Raw genomic sequence first — 15,349 nt, 5'->3', positions numbered from 1 at the left:
GCTCCTTCTTCATAACTAGTCTAATTTTTTCATCAGCTGCGGCTGCAGCATAATTTGCGGATCGCCGGTCATCGGATGCGCGACGACGGATGCGGAGGTTTCATACACCTCTCCGATCAGAGCCGGACTGAGCACCTCGCTTGGCGTTCCGGCCGCGGCAGCCTTGCCCCGGTGGAGAACGACCAGCTCGTCGCAATAAAGCGACGCCAAATTCAAATCGTGCAGCACGGCGATTACGGTCAATTCCCGCTCCCTCTGCCAGGAGCGTACCGTATCGAGCAGCTGTACCTGATAGCCGATATCCAAATAAGTGGTTGGCTCATCCAGCAAAATAACCGAAGGCTCCTGCGCCATCAGCTTCGCCAGCGCCACCCGCTGCCGTTCCCCGCCGCTCAGCTGATCCATTCTGCGGCCGGCAAGCCCGCTTAGCCCCATTGCTTTCAAAGCCGTCTCAATCGTTTCTTCGGAATCGCGTTCCTCGCTTCCCAGCCAGTTCTGGTACGGGAATCTCCCCATGCCGACGACCTCCCGGACCGTAAAACCGACTGGCGGCAAGCCTCCCTGCTGCAGGACGGCCATCATTCGGGCGAGCCGCTTTCGCGGATAAGAGGCGATACTCTGTCCGTCAAAAAAAACCTCACCCCGTTTCGGCCGCGTTACCCCCGACAGCAGATGAAGCAGCGTCGACTTGCCGACGCCGTTCGGTCCGATAATTCCGTAGAGCCTGCCCTTCCGGAACGAGCAGGAAAGGCCCTCCAGTACCGTACGGCCCTGTATCTCTTGAAACACCTCTTTGGCTTCAATCATGACGGGCTGCCCTCCTTAAGCTTGCGCCGATGCAGCAAATACGCGAAGAACGGCGCACCGATCAAGGCGGTGACGACGCCGAGCGGAATTTCCTTCGGCGATAGCGCCGTTCTGGCCAGCGTATCCGCCCACAGCACGAACGTCCCGCCCCCTATCGCAGATAGCGGAATAATAAGCCGGTAATCCGGCCCGGCGAGCAGCCGGATCAAATGCGGGACTACAAGGCCGACGAACCCGATGACGCCGGATACGGAGACGGCCGCCGCCGTCAGCAGCGTCGAGGCGATCAGCACGACGAGCTTCGTCCGCTCGACATGCACCCCCAAATGCGCCGCCTGGCGCTCCCCGAGGACAAACAAATTAAGCGCCTGCGCATAGAACAGCAGGAGCGGAAGCCCGAGTGCAAGAAACGGCAGCAGCATATAAAGGTTATCCCAGCTGCGCATTGCAAGCGAACCCATCAGCCAAAACATAATCTGATTGACGACTCCTTGCGACAAGGAAACCATAAACGAAACAAATGCGCCCAGAAAGGATTGAAGAATAACGCCTGATAAAATTAAGGTTTCGATTTGCATGGCCCCTTTGCTGCGGGAAAGCCAGAAAACGCCAAACAGCGTAACGGTGCCGGTCGTAAAGGCGACGAGCGGAATTGTCCAGATGCCGAGCGCTGCCTGCAGGCCGAACAAAATAATAAAAGCGGCGCCGACCGAGGAGCCGGAGGCAACGCCGAGCGTATAAGGATCGGCAAGCGGATTGCGCAGAACGCCCTGAAAGCCTGCTCCTGCAAGCGCAAGGCAAGCCCCGACCAGGACGGCCAATAAGACGCGCGACAGTCTGACCTGCGTAATGATCGCGATCTCCCCGGGCGTATGAGCCGATTGCTCATCCGCCAGCCACGGCAGCTGCCGCAGCAAGATGTCCCACACGTCTGCTACCGATATTCCAGCCGAGCCGATCGACAAGCTTACGACGATAGAAACAGCAAGAAGGAGCATAGCTGCTCCTCCATACCCAAACAATTTACAGTTCATTTCGCCTATTTCACGAGATCCGGATGGATCACCTTGGCCAGCTCCAGCAGACCGTCTGCGAGTCGAGGTCCGACGCGGACGAGCGGATCGTTCGTCACGGCGAACATTTGCTTGTTCTTCACCGCGTCGATCACGTCCCAGCCCGGGCGGCTTTCAATGCCGGTGACAATCGGACTCGGCTCCTCCCCGAAATCAGGATAAATGATGATTTGCGGATTTTGGGCTACGACCTCTTCCGCACTTACCTCGTACCAGTCCGGCTTCGACGCCGAAATATTCGTTCCTCCCGCCATCGAAATCAACTCGTCAAGGAAAGTGCCAGAGCCAACCGTCCAGCCCGGCGAAAATTCGAGATAAACCTTTTTCTTCTCCGCATCCTTAACGGCATCCGTCACCTGCTGCCTCACGGCGCGCATATGCTCCGCAACCTCGGCAGCTTCGGCATTCTTATTCATAATATCGCCCAAAACCTCGATTTTGGCAATAACCGCATCATATGTCTTCGGCTCCGACGCATACACCGGAATGTTCAATTCGCGAAGCTTGGCAATGGCGTCCGTATTCATCGTAACCGAAGCAAGCACAAGATCCGGATTCAGAGCCGCAACCGCTTCGATGTTCGTCGTCATATCGCCGACCTTCGCTTTCGACGCCGCTTCCTCCGGGTAATTGCTGTTCTCGTCCACGCCGACCACTTGCTCGCCCGAACCGATCGCGAAAATCGCTTCCGTCTCGCTCGGCACAAGCGTAACGACCTTCGACGGCGCCTGCTCGAACGTCAGCTCGGTTCCGGAATCGTCCTTCACGGTTAACGGATATACCGTTGCCTCAGCCGTTTCCGCCGGTTCGTCCGTTTGGCTTACTTGACCCGCATTTGTCGCCTCCGCCGTATTGCCCGGCTCATTGCCCGTTCCGGCATTGCCGCCGCATGCCGACATCAACACGAGCATAAGCGCCAGCATCATGCCGAGCATCGTTTTCATCATTTTACCGTTCATCTTTTTCATGTCGTTCTGCACCTCATCCGTAAAATTGCGTAAAAAAGGCATCTCCGGCCAATGTGCCGGAAATGCCTGAGTATACGCCTTATTGTTCAAAAACAAAGCGAAAAAGCTCTCCAACACCTCCCTAAGTCCACGTAGGTTCAAGCGTTATCTCAAACAGGCAGGTTTCCTGACTCGGATTTCGCGGGCGACGTCTTCCCAAGGCTCGTAACCTCAGTGACGCGGTTGGTCGGCGCGCTGCAGACGCGAGGACAAGGCCTGCGCTGCGGTCCATACAGTGGCGGGTCCGTGCCGGCATCACACCGGACTTCCCTATTAAGCTTCAACGAGCGGATGTAATCGTAAATGATCTTCCCTGCTCCTATCGGCACCTGTTCGAACACTATGAAATTATCAGTAGTTACTATACAACGTATCTCGGCTTTTGTCCATCCGCTCCCTCCGGCAAACCCGTTCTGCATGATGCGGGCCCTGCATAGTAACTAAGGAAACCCGAAACGTAAAGGAGGGACCCGGTCATGCCTGAGCCCCGCAAAAAGTTGCAGCCGGCATCTAAACGGATGCTCGTTTTCGTCCTAGCGGCGCTAATCATCGCTGCGGTGCTGATCTGGATATTCGCCGGACGCGAAGCGGCGCCTCCGGTAACCGAGCATGACTTTGAAATCGGCCATATCGAATGGTCCATAGACGGATATCCCGCGAAGGTCCTTAAAGAAAATACGTTTACGCTGGACATTACCGGCGCTGACGGCAAGCCGTTAACGGGAGCCGGCTTAGACGTCAAGCTCGATATGCTGGCGATGCTCTGCGGCGACGTCGATTTCCGGCTGGCCGAGATTTCGCCGGGCAATTATACAGGCGTCGGAATCCCGCTAATGCCGGGGACCTGGAAGGCGACCCTTACACTCGAAACGAACGGCCAAATCTACAAGATCGAACGGCTGCTGCAAGCCGTCTACTAACAGACTCGCTACCACAACCAAGGATTAATGGAAGGGATGATGCCGTTCGCCGCAAGGCCACGCATAATCGACAACACCCCGACGGCAACCGCCGTAACGGCGCCGGCCTTCCTCATCAAACGGCGCCACCTTTTACCCGCGAAGGCGGCAACCGAGGCGGCCGCGGCTAAAGCCGGAAACGTAGCCAAACCGAAAACGGCCATCACCGCAGCCCCCTCTGCGGGAGAGCCGGTTCCCGCTGCCGTCATTTGCATCGCATAGGTAAGGCCGCAGGGCAAAAAACCGAAGGCAACGCCCGTCGCGAGTGCTTGGAGCGACTCCTGCCGGCTTGTCGGCCCGCTTCCGTCCGCGAGCCTTTTGTGCAGAGCGGCCGACAACAGATTCATGAGCGGCAGCTGAAACCTTCGCCACAGCCAAAGCAGCAGGAAGCATCCGCCGACGATCGACGCTAGTCCTTGAATGCCTGCAAGCCTGCCCGCCACATCGACGAACGAGCCGACCGCCCCCATCACGGCTCCGAATGCCGTATAGGAAAATATCCGGCCCGCATTATAGAGAAGCACGGAATGCCTTATCGGCGCCGAGGACTGCAAAGAAACGGCCGAGACGATTCCTCCGCACATCCCGATGCAGTGCGGCGCGCTGAACAAACCCGTCAGCACGATTAGTCCGACTTGCTGCCATGTGACGCTCATGCTTCAGCCCCCGCCCTCTTCCGAAGCCGGCCGGACAAGCGCAGCGAATTGCCTACGACCGAAACGGAGCTCATCGCCATCGCGGTGCCCGCCATCCAGGGCTCCAGCATGCCCAGCGCGGCAAAAGGGATAATCACGGCGTTGTACAAAAAGGCAAACGTTAAATTTTGGCGGATGTTCCGGATCGTCAGTCGGCTGATCGCAATTGCCTCGGGTATGGCCTGCAGTCGGGAAAATATGAGCGTCATATGACCGGCCCCGAGCGCTGCAGCCGTGCCGTCGCCCATCGCGATGCCGACGTCGGCGGTCGCCAGGGCCGGCGCGTCGTTCCAGCCGTCGCCCGCCATCGCTACCCGCTTGCCTTGCTTCTTCAAGGCTTCGATGAGACTTGCCTTATGCTCGGGCAGCATCGCGGCGTGCACGTCCGGGATGCCGGCCTCCATAGCCGCTGCGCGGGCGGGCGCCTCGTGATCGCCCGTTGCAAGCAGTACGGACAGGCCCATCCCGGTAAGCTCACGAATCGTTTCCTTCGCGTTTGGCTTTATGCTGTCGCTAAAGGCAACGGCCCCGATGCAGACGCCGCCCAGCGACGCATACAGCACGGTTTCGCCGGATTTTTCACGGTTTTGTGCGAACGCCTGCTCCTTGCCGCCGATGGCAATGCCGCGTTCGGCCGTGAAGCGCGCATTGCCAAGCTCGAACCTTTGACCGCCGACAACGGCTTCCACCCCGCCTCCCGGCACATGCTTCTGCCGCTCCGGAGGCGGCACGACAAGCCCGAGCCTCCGCGCTTCACGCCTGATCGCCTCCGCGAGCGGATGCGAAGAGCCCGACTCGGCAGCCGCGGCGAGCTTTATCATGGCGGAGCTGCTCATACGAGCCGCATGCACGGCGCTGACCTTCGGCTTGCCTTCCGTCAGCGTGCCCGTTTTGTCCAATATGACGGTATGAATACGGGCCAGCCTCTCCAGCGCTCCCGCTTCCTTCGACACGATGCCCTGCTTGGCCAGCCGGCCGGACGCGATGACAAGCGAGATCGGCGCCGCCAAGCCGAGCGCGCACGGACACGCCGCCAGCAATACGGCGATGGAGCACATGAACGCTTTTCCCCAATTACCGGGCTCAAGCACGGCTCCCCACATAACCGCCGTCAGCAGCGAAATGACGAGCATAACCGGCACAAACCAGCTTGCGGCGGCGTCGACATTACGCTGAATGACGGATTTCGAGCGCTGCGCCTGCCTGACGAGCTCCTCGATGCGGTTCAGCATCGTTTCATGGCCGGCCGCCTCCGTCCGGATTCGCAAAGGGCCGCTGACGTTTTGTGTGCCTGACCAGACCGGATCGCCCTCGCGCTTGGCGACGGGCAAGCTTTCCCCGGTCAGCAGCGACTCGTCGGCGGACGATTGCCCGCTCACAATGATGCCGTCCACCGGAATAATCTCCCCCGCTCCCGCGAGAACAATATCTCCCGCCCGCACGAACTCGGTCTGAATATGTACGATTTCGCCCGCCCGCTCGACGGCGGCTACCTGTACCTTCAACTGGCTGTAGCCGGCCGAGCCCTTCTGAGCCCGCAGCGAAGCGGCGGTTTCCAGGTATTTGCCCAGCAGCACCGCCGTAATGACGACGGCCGAGGTCTCGAAATACAGTGGAAGCCCATGTGTTCCCCCTTCCGTGAGCGGACGGAAAAGCCCTTCCTTGAATACCGTATAATGGCTGTACAAGTAAGCGGCCGTCGTCCCGATCGCGACAAGCACGTCCATATTGGCGCTGCGCTGCCGGATCGCGTGGTACGCCCCGAAATAAAACGGCATTCCGATCACGAACTGGATGAACGTGGCAAGAGCCAGCTGCAGCCAGGGCTGCATGACCCATGCCGGCAGAAGCGCCGTCAGCGGCTCAAGCACCGGGATATGCTGGAGCATTCCCGTCAGAAGCGGAAGGGTCATCAGCGCCGCCGCCGCCAATCGCAGCTTCAGCGACCGGTGCTCCTTCGCCAGCCCGTCCTGAGCGGACCGGTGCAGATGAGCTTCAAACCCGAGCTGCTTCACCCGTTCCGCAATGTGACCGGGCTCGAGCTTGCCCTGTGCGTACTGGACCCATGCCGTTCGAAGCGGAAAGCTGACCGCCGCATGCTCTACACCGTCCATTTTGCCAATTGTGCGTTCAATTCTCGCCGCGCAGGCGGAGCAGCTCATGCCGTGCACCGCAAAATCTATCGTAACGCTGTCATCGCTCCGTTCTTCTCTATTTTCCTGCTCCATCTATCAGCACCGCCTTCCATTCATAGCCGCAGCCTGCCTGTACCTCTGCGTTAAACTATATGACCGGCAGGCGGGTTGCATGAATGGAACCTTGCAGGCCTCGTTTTATCGGACCGAACTGCGATCCGCGTTAAACTCGATGATGTTGCGGTCGGAATCCGTTATAAAAATTTGCGCAAACCCGGTAATGCTGTCCGGTTTCGCTTTATATTCGATTTGATGCTTTTCCAGCCAGGAGATCGTTTCCTCAAAGCTTTCCACCCGTATGGCAAAATGGCCGTCCCTCGTATCGATCCCCTTCGTCCGTTTCGTTTCACCGTTATGTACGATCAGATGCAGCTGTTGTCCCGTCTTACCGACTGCGTACCAGGCGCCGGGAAAATCGAATGCGGGCCGCGCAATCGGCTTCAAACCGACAACCGTTTCATAAAACTGCTTTGCTCTCTCCAAATCCGTTACGATTAAGCTGACATGGTGGATCGCTTCTATTTTGATCATGATAATAACTGCTCCCCTTTCAATTGAAAAAAGTCCCATGCGGGACTTTCTGCATTTCGTATATGTACTCGTTTTCTAAACTCCCGCTTCCACCTGTCCCGGCCATGCAAGCATACCGCCGGCAACATTGACGACCTTATAGCCTTGAGCCTGCAGAAAATCGCAAGCTTTTCCGCTCCGGCCGCCGCTTCTGCAGATGATCACAATTTCCTCTCCGCCTTCCTCAAGCTCTCCCATTCTTTGCTGAAGCTCGGATAAAGGAATGCTGCGGGCCTCCTTAATATGGCCTGCCTGCCATTCGTCCGGTTCACGGACATCGACGAGATTGACAGTTGTGCCTGCCTTAAGCCGGCTCTCCAGCTCAGCTGCGGTTATTTCCGGATACATATCCATCTTCCTTTCATACTGCTAATGAATAATTAGGTTTGAAAGCATTGTATCGCGAAGGCGATGCCTTTGTCCATCCGGATACATCAGCCGTTATCACGAAAAAGCACAGGCGCCGCGGGCATGAACGATCGTTCATGCCCGCGGCGCCTGTATCGCCTATTCGTATAGCGGGAGGCGATTCTTTAAATTTTGACGGCCGTGCCGCTGACCGCTACCATCAGCATGCCTTCACGCACGACTTCGTAGTCGATATCGATGCCGACAATGGCGTTCGCGCCAAGCCTTGCAGCCTGGTTTTTCATCTCGTCGAAGGCCACGTCCCTAGCCTCTTTGAGCTTGCTCTCGTACGCACCCGAACGTCCGCCGACGATGTCGGTAATCGATGCAAAAAAGTCGCGCACCACGTTAGCTCCCATAATCGCTTCGCCTGTCACGACTCCCACATACTCCTTGATTGTATTTCCTTCTACCGTAGGCGTTGTTGTAATCAGCATATTACATCCCCTTCCGCTTCCTAACGAAGCCACTTGTTTCGGTTGCATTCATCATACGCGGCAGGCCGGGCAAGGTTTCGGCTAGCTTGCATTCATTTCGTTTAACGAAATACGCACGAGCCTGTCGGTTTCCGCTTCTACTTTAATTCGCACGCGAACTCCGAATTCCCTTCCATCCTGTCTCAGCCAAAGCAGGAAGGATTCCTCCGCCAACCCGTTCGGCATCAGCTTTCTGCCTTCATATTTGTAGTCCACGATGGACGCATTCGGATATGCCTTCGAAGTCTCCTCCATCGCCAGCCTCCCCCATTTCGCGTAGGACGGCTGTGCATGCAGAAACGTATCCTCCGCCGGTACGGTGTCCTGGCCCGTCAGGCTGAGCAAAACGAATACAGCCTTCATCACAATATGTCTCAGCATTTTAATATCGCCTCTCTCCTAGCTGTCAGGGGTAGGTTCACCTATTCGGTACGGAACTATTCCTTGATAGGCCACACAGCGGAAGGGACCGCTCCGTCCGTCAACAAGAGTGACGGACAGGCGGTCCCTTCCTTAGTGTCAGAAAATCCTTTACCGGCTTATTCGGCCGGCCGCATTTTTTTCTTGCGGTTCAAAAATTCGTAAACAACCGGAACGATGATCAGCGTCAGCAGCGTCGAGCTCGTCAATCCGCCGATGACCGTAACCGCCATTCCTTTGGAGATGAGGCCGCCGGATTCGAAGCCGAAGGCGAGCGGCAGCAAAGCGCCGACTGTTGCGATCGCGGTCATCAAAATCGGGCGCAAGCGCGTGCCCGCCGCTTCAAGCAATGCTTCGCGGACGTTCAAGCCGTCCTTTTCCTTCTGAATGACGCGGTCGACAAGCACGATCGCGTTCGTAACGACGATACCGATCAGCATCAGCGCTCCGATCAAGGCGGTTACGCTTAACGTTTCGCCGGCGATAAGCAAGCCGAGCAGCCCGCCGATCACGGTGAACGGAAGCGAGAACAAGATCGCGAATGGCGTAACCGCGCCGCCGAACGTAATGACGAGCACCAGATACACGACCGCAACGGCTGCCAGAATGGCAAGACCGAGCTGCGTAAAGGACTCGTTGATTTGCTCGGTTACGCCGCCCATTTCGATATCGATGCCGGCAGGCAAATCCTGTTCGTCGATCAATTGCTGCAGCTCCGCCGACACTTTGCCGACATCCGAAGAAGCTACGTCAGCGGTCACCTCCGCATAAATGCGGTCATCGCGCCGCGTAATCGTATTTGGAGATTCGCCTTCCTCGATCGTGACGACATCTCCCAGCCTCACCGGCGTTCCGAGCTGCGACGTAACCGTCACATTTTCCAGGTCCGCTTTTTCATCGTACGTTCGTTCTTCTACCTTCACATATACGTTAAACTGCTCCCCGTCCTTCTCGATCGTCGTCAGCACGGGACGCTCGCGTACGGGGCTGAGCGCCATCGCAATTTGTCCTGCGGTCAGGCCGTTTGCGCTCATTTTCTCCTGGTCGGCTACCAGGCGGTATTGTTCATACGTTTCCGACAAGCTTGAGCCGATATTTTTCAAATTGCCGTTGTCCGCCAGCTTGGCCGTCAAATCTTCGACAACCGGCTGCAGCGACGCCATGTCCGGCCCGAATACGAGCATGGAGATACCGGAGCCGCCAAGACCGCCGCCCGTAAAGTCCTGCTGCTTCCACTCGCCCTTGCCGTCAAGCTCCTGCAGGATCGGTACGATTTTCTCCTTCTCGTCTGTGAATTCGGGGAAGTCGTCTTCATAGCTAAGATTGAATAAGGCCTGTTTGGAAGCGCCTGGGCTGAACGGATTTTGCCCGCCTACAGCATACTGCACGACAGTCAGCCCTTCGCGCTCCATCAGCAGCTTTTCAGCTTTAAGCGCGATTGCCTCTACCTGCTCGCGCGTCTCGCCCGGAGCCGGATTATAGGAAACGACCATCATTTTTTCCTCGTCTCCGGCAAGGAAGCTTACACCGATGACCGGTACGATGAACAAGCTGCCGACGAGCAGCACAACCGCCAGGCCGAACGATACAAGCTTATGGTTCAGCGACCAGCGCAGTACGCCTTTATACCATTCAGCCAGGCGGCCCGGTTTGTCGTGATGGGCCTTGCCGGGCTTCAGCCCTTTACGGAACATCATATGCCCCAGCATCGGGACGACCGTAATCGCGACCAGAAGCGAAGCCAGCAGAGCAAATACGATCGTTAAAGCAAACGGCAGGAAAATTTCGCCGATCATGCCCGATACGAGCCCAAGCGGCAGGAATACGGCAATGGTGACGATCGTCGACGCCAAAATCGGCACAAACATTTCCTTCGTAGCATCCAAAATGAGGTCCTTGCCCTTCAGCCTCTCGGAGGAGAGGGACATCCGGCGGTACACGTTCTCGATGACGACGATGGAGTCGTCGATGACCCGGCCGATCGCAACGGTCATCGCGCCGAGCGTCATAATATTCAGCGTAATATCCATTCGGCTCAAGATGAGCATCGCGATCAGGATGGACAGCGGTATGGATACGACCGCAATAATCGTGGAACGAATGTCCCGCAGGAAAATCAAAATGATAACGACGGCGAACAGCGCCCCGATCACCGCTTTGCTCAGCATCGTATGGACGGATTCCTCAATCGGCTTGCCCTGGTCGAGCGTCGTCGTGACGGTAAGCCCTTCATGGCTGGCTTCCAGCTCATCGATTTCCGCTTTTACTTTGTTCACGACGTCAACGGTATTGGAATCGGCGGCTTTAACGACGTTAAGGCCGATAGCATCCTTGCCGTTCGTACGCGACACCGATTCGGCTTTGCCGGTGATGCTCAGCTCGGCAATATCGCTCAGCTTGACGCCCGGTACGAGGATCAGGTTGTTCAAGTCCTCCTCCGATGCGATGTTCCCGTCAACGACGATCGCTTTTTCCGTATCCCCAAATGCATAGATGCCGAGCGGAACGGATAACGCCGAAGCTTGAATGATGCCCTTGACCATCTCTTCCGTCAGCTGAAGCTGGGCGAGCTTTTGCTTGTCGAAGGCTAACTCGCCTTCCATCACGTTTTGGCCGGACATTTGCACGCTTGCAACGCCGTCAATGCCCTGCAGGCGAGGCAGAATGCCGTCCTGCACCTCCTTCGTCAGCTGCTCCAGATTCAGGCTGTCGTTCGATAAGCTGAGCGAAAGCACCGGAAAGGCGTTCAAGCTGATTCTGGAGACGGACGGCTCCTGAGCGCCTTCCGGAAGGGACAGCTCGGAGAGGAGGTTTTTCACCTCCGTTTCCGCTTTATCCATATCGGTCTCGTACGTATATTCGATAACAACCGACGATGCGTTCTCGTAAGAGGTCGAGCTGACGATATTGACGCCTTTCAAATTGCGCGTCCGCTGCTCGATCGGCTTCGTAATTTTGTCCATAATTTCTTCCGGCGCAGCGCCGGGATATACGGTCGTTACGCTGACGATCGGTACGGTAATGTCGGGCAGCGTCTCCATTTTCATGTTTACGCCGGAGTACAGGCCGGCAAACAAAACCAGCAGCGTAATAATCCATAAGGCAAATTTGTTATTCAACGAAAACTTGATCATGCTGCTCAATCCATCCCACTCCCTTTAGTTCTGTCTAAACTTTAAAACGATAGCCGACGCCCCAAACCGTTTCGATATATTGCGGCTTGGAAGGGTCATGCTCGATTTTCTCGCGCAGCCTCCGGATATGCACCGTTACCGTAGCCGCGTCGCCGTTCGAATCCAGTCCCCATATTCGCTCAAACAGCTCTTCCTTCTCGAATACCCGGTTCGGGTGCGAGGCCAGCAGAAGCAGAAGCTCATACTCCTTCGAGGTCAGCGCCGCCTCACGCTCGTGAATTTGAACCCTGCGCGACGGCTTGTCTATACAAAGGCCCCGGATGCGGATTTGATCGCCGCGCTCGATTCTCTCCGAAGTAAGCCGCTCGTAACGGGCCAAATGGGCTTTCACTCTGGCCACCAGCTCGCTTGGACTGAAGGGCTTTGTCATATAGTCGTCCGCTCCGAGTCCCAATCCGCGGATTTTATCGATGTCTTCTTTTTTGGCGGTGACCATCAGCACCGGAATGTTGATCGACTGCCTGATTTGCCGGCAAATCTCGAAGCCGTCCACCTTCGGAAGCATCAAGTCCAAAATAATCAGATCGTACCCGCCGCCCAGCGCCTTCTGCAGGCCGGTATCCCCCCTCCCTTCAATGTGGACCGTATAGCCGTGGCTTTCCAAATAATCGCGTTCCAGCTCGGCTATCGCTTTCTCGTCTTCTATGATTAGGATGGATTTCATGCTCGTTCACCGCCTACGGCCGGCCCGGATTTGGGCAGCGTCAGGCAGAAACGGGCTCCTCCCGTCTCCGCATTTTCCGCCCACACCCGTCCGCCGTGCCCTTCAATGATTTGTTTGACAATCGCAAGTCCGAGTCCGCTACCTCCGGTTTCCGAATTGCGGGACTGTTCCGCGCGGTAGAAACGTTCGAAAATTTGAGGCAGCGCTTCCGCCTCGATGCCCGGCCCCGTATCCTCGATTTCGATATAGGCATCCTGCTCCTGCTCCGCGATCCGGACCGTTATTTCCTTCCGGGTCAAATCTGGATGCTGACCCATGTACTTCACGGAATTGTTCAACATATTCGAAAAAGCGCGGCTCAGCTTGTCCGGGTCGGCCGCAACAGTTATGGGGTGCTGCCCCTCCTGCGCATACCTGAGCAAGACCCCCGATTTTTCAAGATCGAAGCGCTGCTCCTCCAGAAAATGCTCCAGGTAACGGCCGATGTCGATATTTTTAAAATCAAACGCTACCGTGTGCAAGTCCAGCTTGGAGAACAGGAACAGCTCGTCGATCAGCTGGTCCATATCGCTTGCTTTGCGGTAAATCGTCTCCATATACCGCTTCCGTTTCTCATCGGTGTTGGCAATGCCGTCCATAATTCCCTCCACGTAACCTTTAATGGCGGAAATCGGCGTTTTCAGATCGTGTGAAATATGCGAGAGCAGCATTTTCCGGTTTTCCTCGTACTGCAGGCTTTGGTCGATCGAGCCTTTCAGCCGTATTCTCATTTCCTCGAACGCATGGCTGAGCTGACCGATTTCTCCTTTTGCAGTCGTCACGATTTCGCGGGACAAATCGCCTTCCTTCATTTGCAGCGCGGCCGCCTCCAGCTTTTTGAGAGGCCGGATGATGCTTCGTGAGACGAAATAAGTGAGCAGCAGGCTGGTCAAGCAAATGAAGGCCAGCGTTATCGACGAGCTTATCGGCCGCCAGTAGATCGGGACCGTATCCTCCCTCCTCAGCAGAACGGCTTTGCCTGAGCCTCCGTCCGGATAACGAAAGTCGACAAGGCTGGTTTCAAAACGGAAACGGTTAATCGTCACCGTCTCGGGAGGATCCTTCAGCAGCAGCTGCCAATCCTGTCGGGGCGAGGCCTGCCGCAAAAAAGGAGCAACGGACGAGATCGTGCCGTCCCGCGAAATAATCAGGCCGGCCCACAGCTCACCGAGTCTTGTCTGGATTTCCGCCACATACTCGCTGTCTTCCAGCTGGCCGGCATCGTTACGGAATACGTAGGACAGCTCGCCGTATACGAGCGCCTGGTTAAAGGGCTCTTTGTTCTCCTTGTCGAAATATTGGCGGACATCCTCGACGCCGCCCGCATACAGGATCGACAGCATGAACACGCTCATCAATATGACCGGCACGAATACCATTGCCAAATAAGACATATACAGCTTGACTCTTATAGACACTTGCCTTCACGCCCCGCCGATGCTTTGATGTTGAATCTATCGTTTATCATAATAGGTATTTCTAAACGAATTTGTAATCATTTCTTACAAAATTATTACGTTTATGGAATTTCGAAGCCTGACAGGCGGCGATTTAGCGTTTGGACAGGCAAATTAAGCCGTGACAACAATCGATTGTTTGCGATAGAGTAAAGGCGAAAGGGGATTTGAACGATAATGGATCGATCGACATTTGCACAACGGCTGCTTTTTACCGTCATTACGGTTATGTACTGGACCTCGATGTACGTATATGTCCCCACCTTATCGCCGTACTTGAGCGGCCGCGGTTTCTCGCTACCGTTTATCGGCATCGTGCTTGGCAGCTACGGCTTCGTGCAGATGTTCGTGCGTTTTCCGCTCGGCATCCTGTCGGATAGGCTCGGCGCCCGCAAACCGTTTATCGTGCTCGGCATGGTGACTGCGGGACTCAGCTGCCTGCTGTTTTTGCTCCCGCACTTATGGATCTGGCCGCTGGCGGGCAGGCTGATGGCCGGCGTCTGCGCGTCGACCTGGGTCGCATTCACCGTCCTGTACGCCGGATATTTCGGCGCGGGCCAAACCGGACGCGCGATGGGGAACATTAGTGTAATGACCGTTTCCGGTCAAATGATCGGCATGCTGTTCAGCGGCTGGCTGACGGAAGGCTTCAGCGATACGGCGCCGTTTGTACTGGGAGCCGTCATTGCCGGCATCGGCCTTCTGCTGGCGCTGGCGCTGAAGGAGCCTCGCGAGCGTCGTCGCGAGCAGCCCGGCATGTCTTTTGCGATGATCAAAAACGTCGTCCGCACAAAAACGCTGATTCAGGTGTCCCTGCTGTCCATTCTCGCGCACGGAGTTCTCTTCATTACGATGTTCGGCTTTACGCCGCTCAAGGCTGAAGAAATCGGAGCGGACGGCTTAGGCTTAACTGTCGTCGTGTTCGCGTTTATGCTGCCGCATGCTTTCGCTTCGCTCGTAACGGCAAGGTGGTTCACTCCGCGCTTTGGCAGCTGGGGGACGATCGGGACCGGCTTTATCGTTAGTGCGATTTGTACGGGAGCAATGGCGTATGCCGATTCGTTCGGTATGCTCGTTGCGACTCAGGCGCTGAACGGCTTCGCCCAAGGCCTCCATCTGCCGCTATTGCTGGGGCTTGCCATCCGCGACGTCGAGCCGGCCGGCCGCGCGACCGCTATGGGACTGTACCAGGCGCTTTATGCGATCGGCATGTTCTCGGGTCCGTTTCTGGCGGGCTGGCTGAACGATAATTGGGGACTCGGCGGCGGCTTCCTGTTCGGAGCGCTGCTTGGCGCGGCTGCGGCCATTCTGGTGTGGAAGTGGGCAAGGCAAGAAAGCAAAGCGTCAATGACGGAAGAAACAAAAACCCCGAGGGAGGCGTAACG

14 protein-coding genes and 1 riboswitch are annotated in these 15,349 nt (G+C 56.5%); of the genes, 2 read left to right on the top strand and 12 right to left on the bottom strand.

The genetic code is table 11. The annotated features are described in order from the left end of the window. Positions 1-15: 15 nt before the first annotated feature. Genes KP806_RS03715 through KP806_RS03705 form a run of 3 tightly spaced genes read right to left on the bottom strand, consistent with a single transcriptional unit; the run spans position 16 to position 2,848 of the window. Positions 16-807, bottom strand: a complete 792-nt coding sequence (locus KP806_RS03715) for an ABC transporter ATP-binding protein (RefSeq protein ID WP_224722187.1) — start codon at positions 805-807, stop codon at positions 16-18. After that, on the bottom strand, positions 804-1,841 hold the full coding sequence (locus KP806_RS03710) for a FecCD family ABC transporter permease (protein ID WP_397376346.1): 1,038 nt from the start codon (positions 1,839-1,841) through the stop codon (positions 804-806). The genes KP806_RS03715 and KP806_RS03710 overlap by 4 nt, the downstream gene beginning before the upstream one ends. A gap of 5 nt (positions 1,842-1,846) precedes the next feature. Continuing rightward, the gene (locus KP806_RS03705) at positions 1,847-2,848 is read right to left on the bottom strand and encodes an ABC transporter substrate-binding protein (protein ID WP_224722185.1); all 1,002 of its coding nucleotides are present in this window, start codon (positions 2,846-2,848) and stop codon (positions 1,847-1,849) included. Positions 2,849-2,987: 139 nt separating this feature from the next. Continuing rightward, positions 2,988-3,235, bottom strand: a riboswitch (cobalamin riboswitch). A 128-nt stretch (positions 3,236-3,363) separates the two neighbouring features. Between KP806_RS03705 and KP806_RS03700 the strand changes: the two genes are divergently transcribed. Next, complete coding sequence (locus KP806_RS03700) at positions 3,364-3,807, top strand: FixH family protein (protein WP_224722184.1); 444 nt, start codon at positions 3,364-3,366, stop codon at positions 3,805-3,807. Between the two features lie 8 nt (positions 3,808-3,815). On the opposite strand, the gene KP806_RS03695 is transcribed toward KP806_RS03700, so the two are convergent. The 9 genes from KP806_RS03695 to KP806_RS03655 all read right to left on the bottom strand — a co-directional run bounded on the left by KP806_RS03695 (position 3,816) and on the right by KP806_RS03655 (position 13,925). Further along, a complete protein-coding gene (locus KP806_RS03695) occupies positions 3,816-4,502 on the bottom strand; it encodes a sulfite exporter TauE/SafE family protein (RefSeq protein WP_224722183.1) in 687 nt (228 codons plus the stop codon). Beyond that, entirely contained in the window at positions 4,499-6,769 is a 2,271-nt protein-coding gene (locus tag KP806_RS03690; RefSeq protein ID WP_224722182.1) for a heavy metal translocating P-type ATPase, read from the bottom strand. Before KP806_RS03690 ends, KP806_RS03695 begins: the two co-directional genes overlap by 4 nt. 105 nt (positions 6,770-6,874) lie before the next feature. Continuing rightward, a complete protein-coding gene (locus tag KP806_RS03685; RefSeq protein WP_224722181.1) occupies positions 6,875-7,267 on the bottom strand; it encodes a VOC family protein in 393 nt (130 codons plus the stop codon). 75 nt (positions 7,268-7,342) lie between these two features. Then, complete coding sequence (locus tag KP806_RS03680; protein ID WP_224722180.1) at positions 7,343-7,654, bottom strand: rhodanese-like domain-containing protein; 312 nt, start codon at positions 7,652-7,654, stop codon at positions 7,343-7,345. A 185-nt stretch (positions 7,655-7,839) separates the two neighbouring features. Further along, complete coding sequence (locus KP806_RS03675) at positions 7,840-8,151, bottom strand: heavy metal-binding domain-containing protein (protein ID WP_224722179.1); 312 nt, start codon at positions 8,149-8,151, stop codon at positions 7,840-7,842. Between the two features lie 81 nt (positions 8,152-8,232). Beyond that, on the bottom strand, positions 8,233-8,571 hold the full coding sequence (locus KP806_RS03670) for a DUF3889 domain-containing protein (protein ID WP_224722178.1): 339 nt from the start codon (positions 8,569-8,571) through the stop codon (positions 8,233-8,235). A 158-nt stretch (positions 8,572-8,729) separates the two neighbouring features. After that, entirely contained in the window at positions 8,730-11,753 is a 3,024-nt protein-coding gene (locus KP806_RS03665; protein ID WP_224722177.1) for an efflux RND transporter permease subunit, read from the bottom strand. 25 nt (positions 11,754-11,778) lie between these two features. Next, entirely contained in the window at positions 11,779-12,468 is a 690-nt protein-coding gene (locus KP806_RS03660; RefSeq protein WP_224722176.1) for a response regulator transcription factor, read from the bottom strand. Then, positions 12,465-13,925 (bottom strand): sensor histidine kinase, encoded by a 1,461-nt coding sequence (locus tag KP806_RS03655; RefSeq protein WP_224722175.1) that lies wholly within the window; start codon positions 13,923-13,925, stop codon positions 12,465-12,467. Before KP806_RS03655 ends, KP806_RS03660 begins: the two co-directional genes overlap by 4 nt. A 216-nt stretch (positions 13,926-14,141) precedes the next feature. On the opposite strand from KP806_RS03655, the gene KP806_RS03650 reads away from it, so the two are divergent. Continuing rightward, positions 14,142-15,347: an MFS transporter gene (locus KP806_RS03650; RefSeq protein WP_224722174.1), complete on the top strand. Its 1,206-nt coding sequence runs from the start codon at positions 14,142-14,144 to the stop codon at positions 15,345-15,347. Positions 15,348-15,349 lie beyond the last annotated feature (2 nt).

Source organism: Paenibacillus vietnamensis, assembly GCF_020169515.1.
Taxonomy (GTDB): Bacteria; Bacillota; Bacilli; order Paenibacillales; family Paenibacillaceae; genus Pristimantibacillus; species Pristimantibacillus vietnamensis.
The sequence above is the reverse complement of the archived record's forward strand: the minus strand, read 5'-3'. Positions and strand labels throughout refer to the sequence as shown.

Excerpts from the sequence above, each read along its gene's own strand:
- KP806_RS03670 (WP_224722178.1), bottom strand. The coding sequence starts at position 8,571 with ATGCTGAGACATATTGTGATGAAGGCTGTATTCGTTTTGCTCAGCCTG.
- KP806_RS03705 (WP_224722185.1), bottom strand. The coding sequence starts at position 2,848 with ATGAAAAAGATGAACGGTAAAATGATGAAAACGATGCTCGGCATGATG.
- KP806_RS03690 (WP_224722182.1), bottom strand. The coding sequence starts at position 6,769 with ATGGAGCAGGAAAATAGAGAAGAACGGAGCGATGACAGCGTTACGATA.
- KP806_RS03695 (WP_224722183.1), bottom strand. The coding sequence starts at position 4,502 with ATGAGCGTCACATGGCAGCAAGTCGGACTAATCGTGCTGACGGGTTTG.
- KP806_RS03675 (WP_224722179.1), bottom strand. The coding sequence starts at position 8,151 with ATGCTGATTACAACAACGCCTACGGTAGAAGGAAATACAATCAAGGAG.
- KP806_RS03660 (WP_224722176.1), bottom strand. The coding sequence starts at position 12,468 with ATGAAATCCATCCTAATCATAGAAGACGAGAAAGCGATAGCCGAGCTG.
- KP806_RS03700 (WP_224722184.1), top strand. The coding sequence starts at position 3,364 with ATGCCTGAGCCCCGCAAAAAGTTGCAGCCGGCATCTAAACGGATGCTC.
- KP806_RS03710 (WP_397376346.1), bottom strand. The coding sequence starts at position 1,841 with ATGAACTGTAAATTGTTTGGGTATGGAGGAGCAGCTATGCTCCTTCTT.
- KP806_RS03715 (WP_224722187.1), bottom strand. The coding sequence starts at position 807 with ATGATTGAAGCCAAAGAGGTGTTTCAAGAGATACAGGGCCGTACGGTA.
- KP806_RS03680 (WP_224722180.1), bottom strand. The coding sequence starts at position 7,654 with ATGTATCCGGAAATAACCGCAGCTGAGCTGGAGAGCCGGCTTAAGGCA.
- KP806_RS03650 (WP_224722174.1), top strand. The coding sequence starts at position 14,142 with ATGGATCGATCGACATTTGCACAACGGCTGCTTTTTACCGTCATTACG.
- KP806_RS03685 (WP_224722181.1), bottom strand. The coding sequence starts at position 7,267 with ATGATCAAAATAGAAGCGATCCACCATGTCAGCTTAATCGTAACGGAT.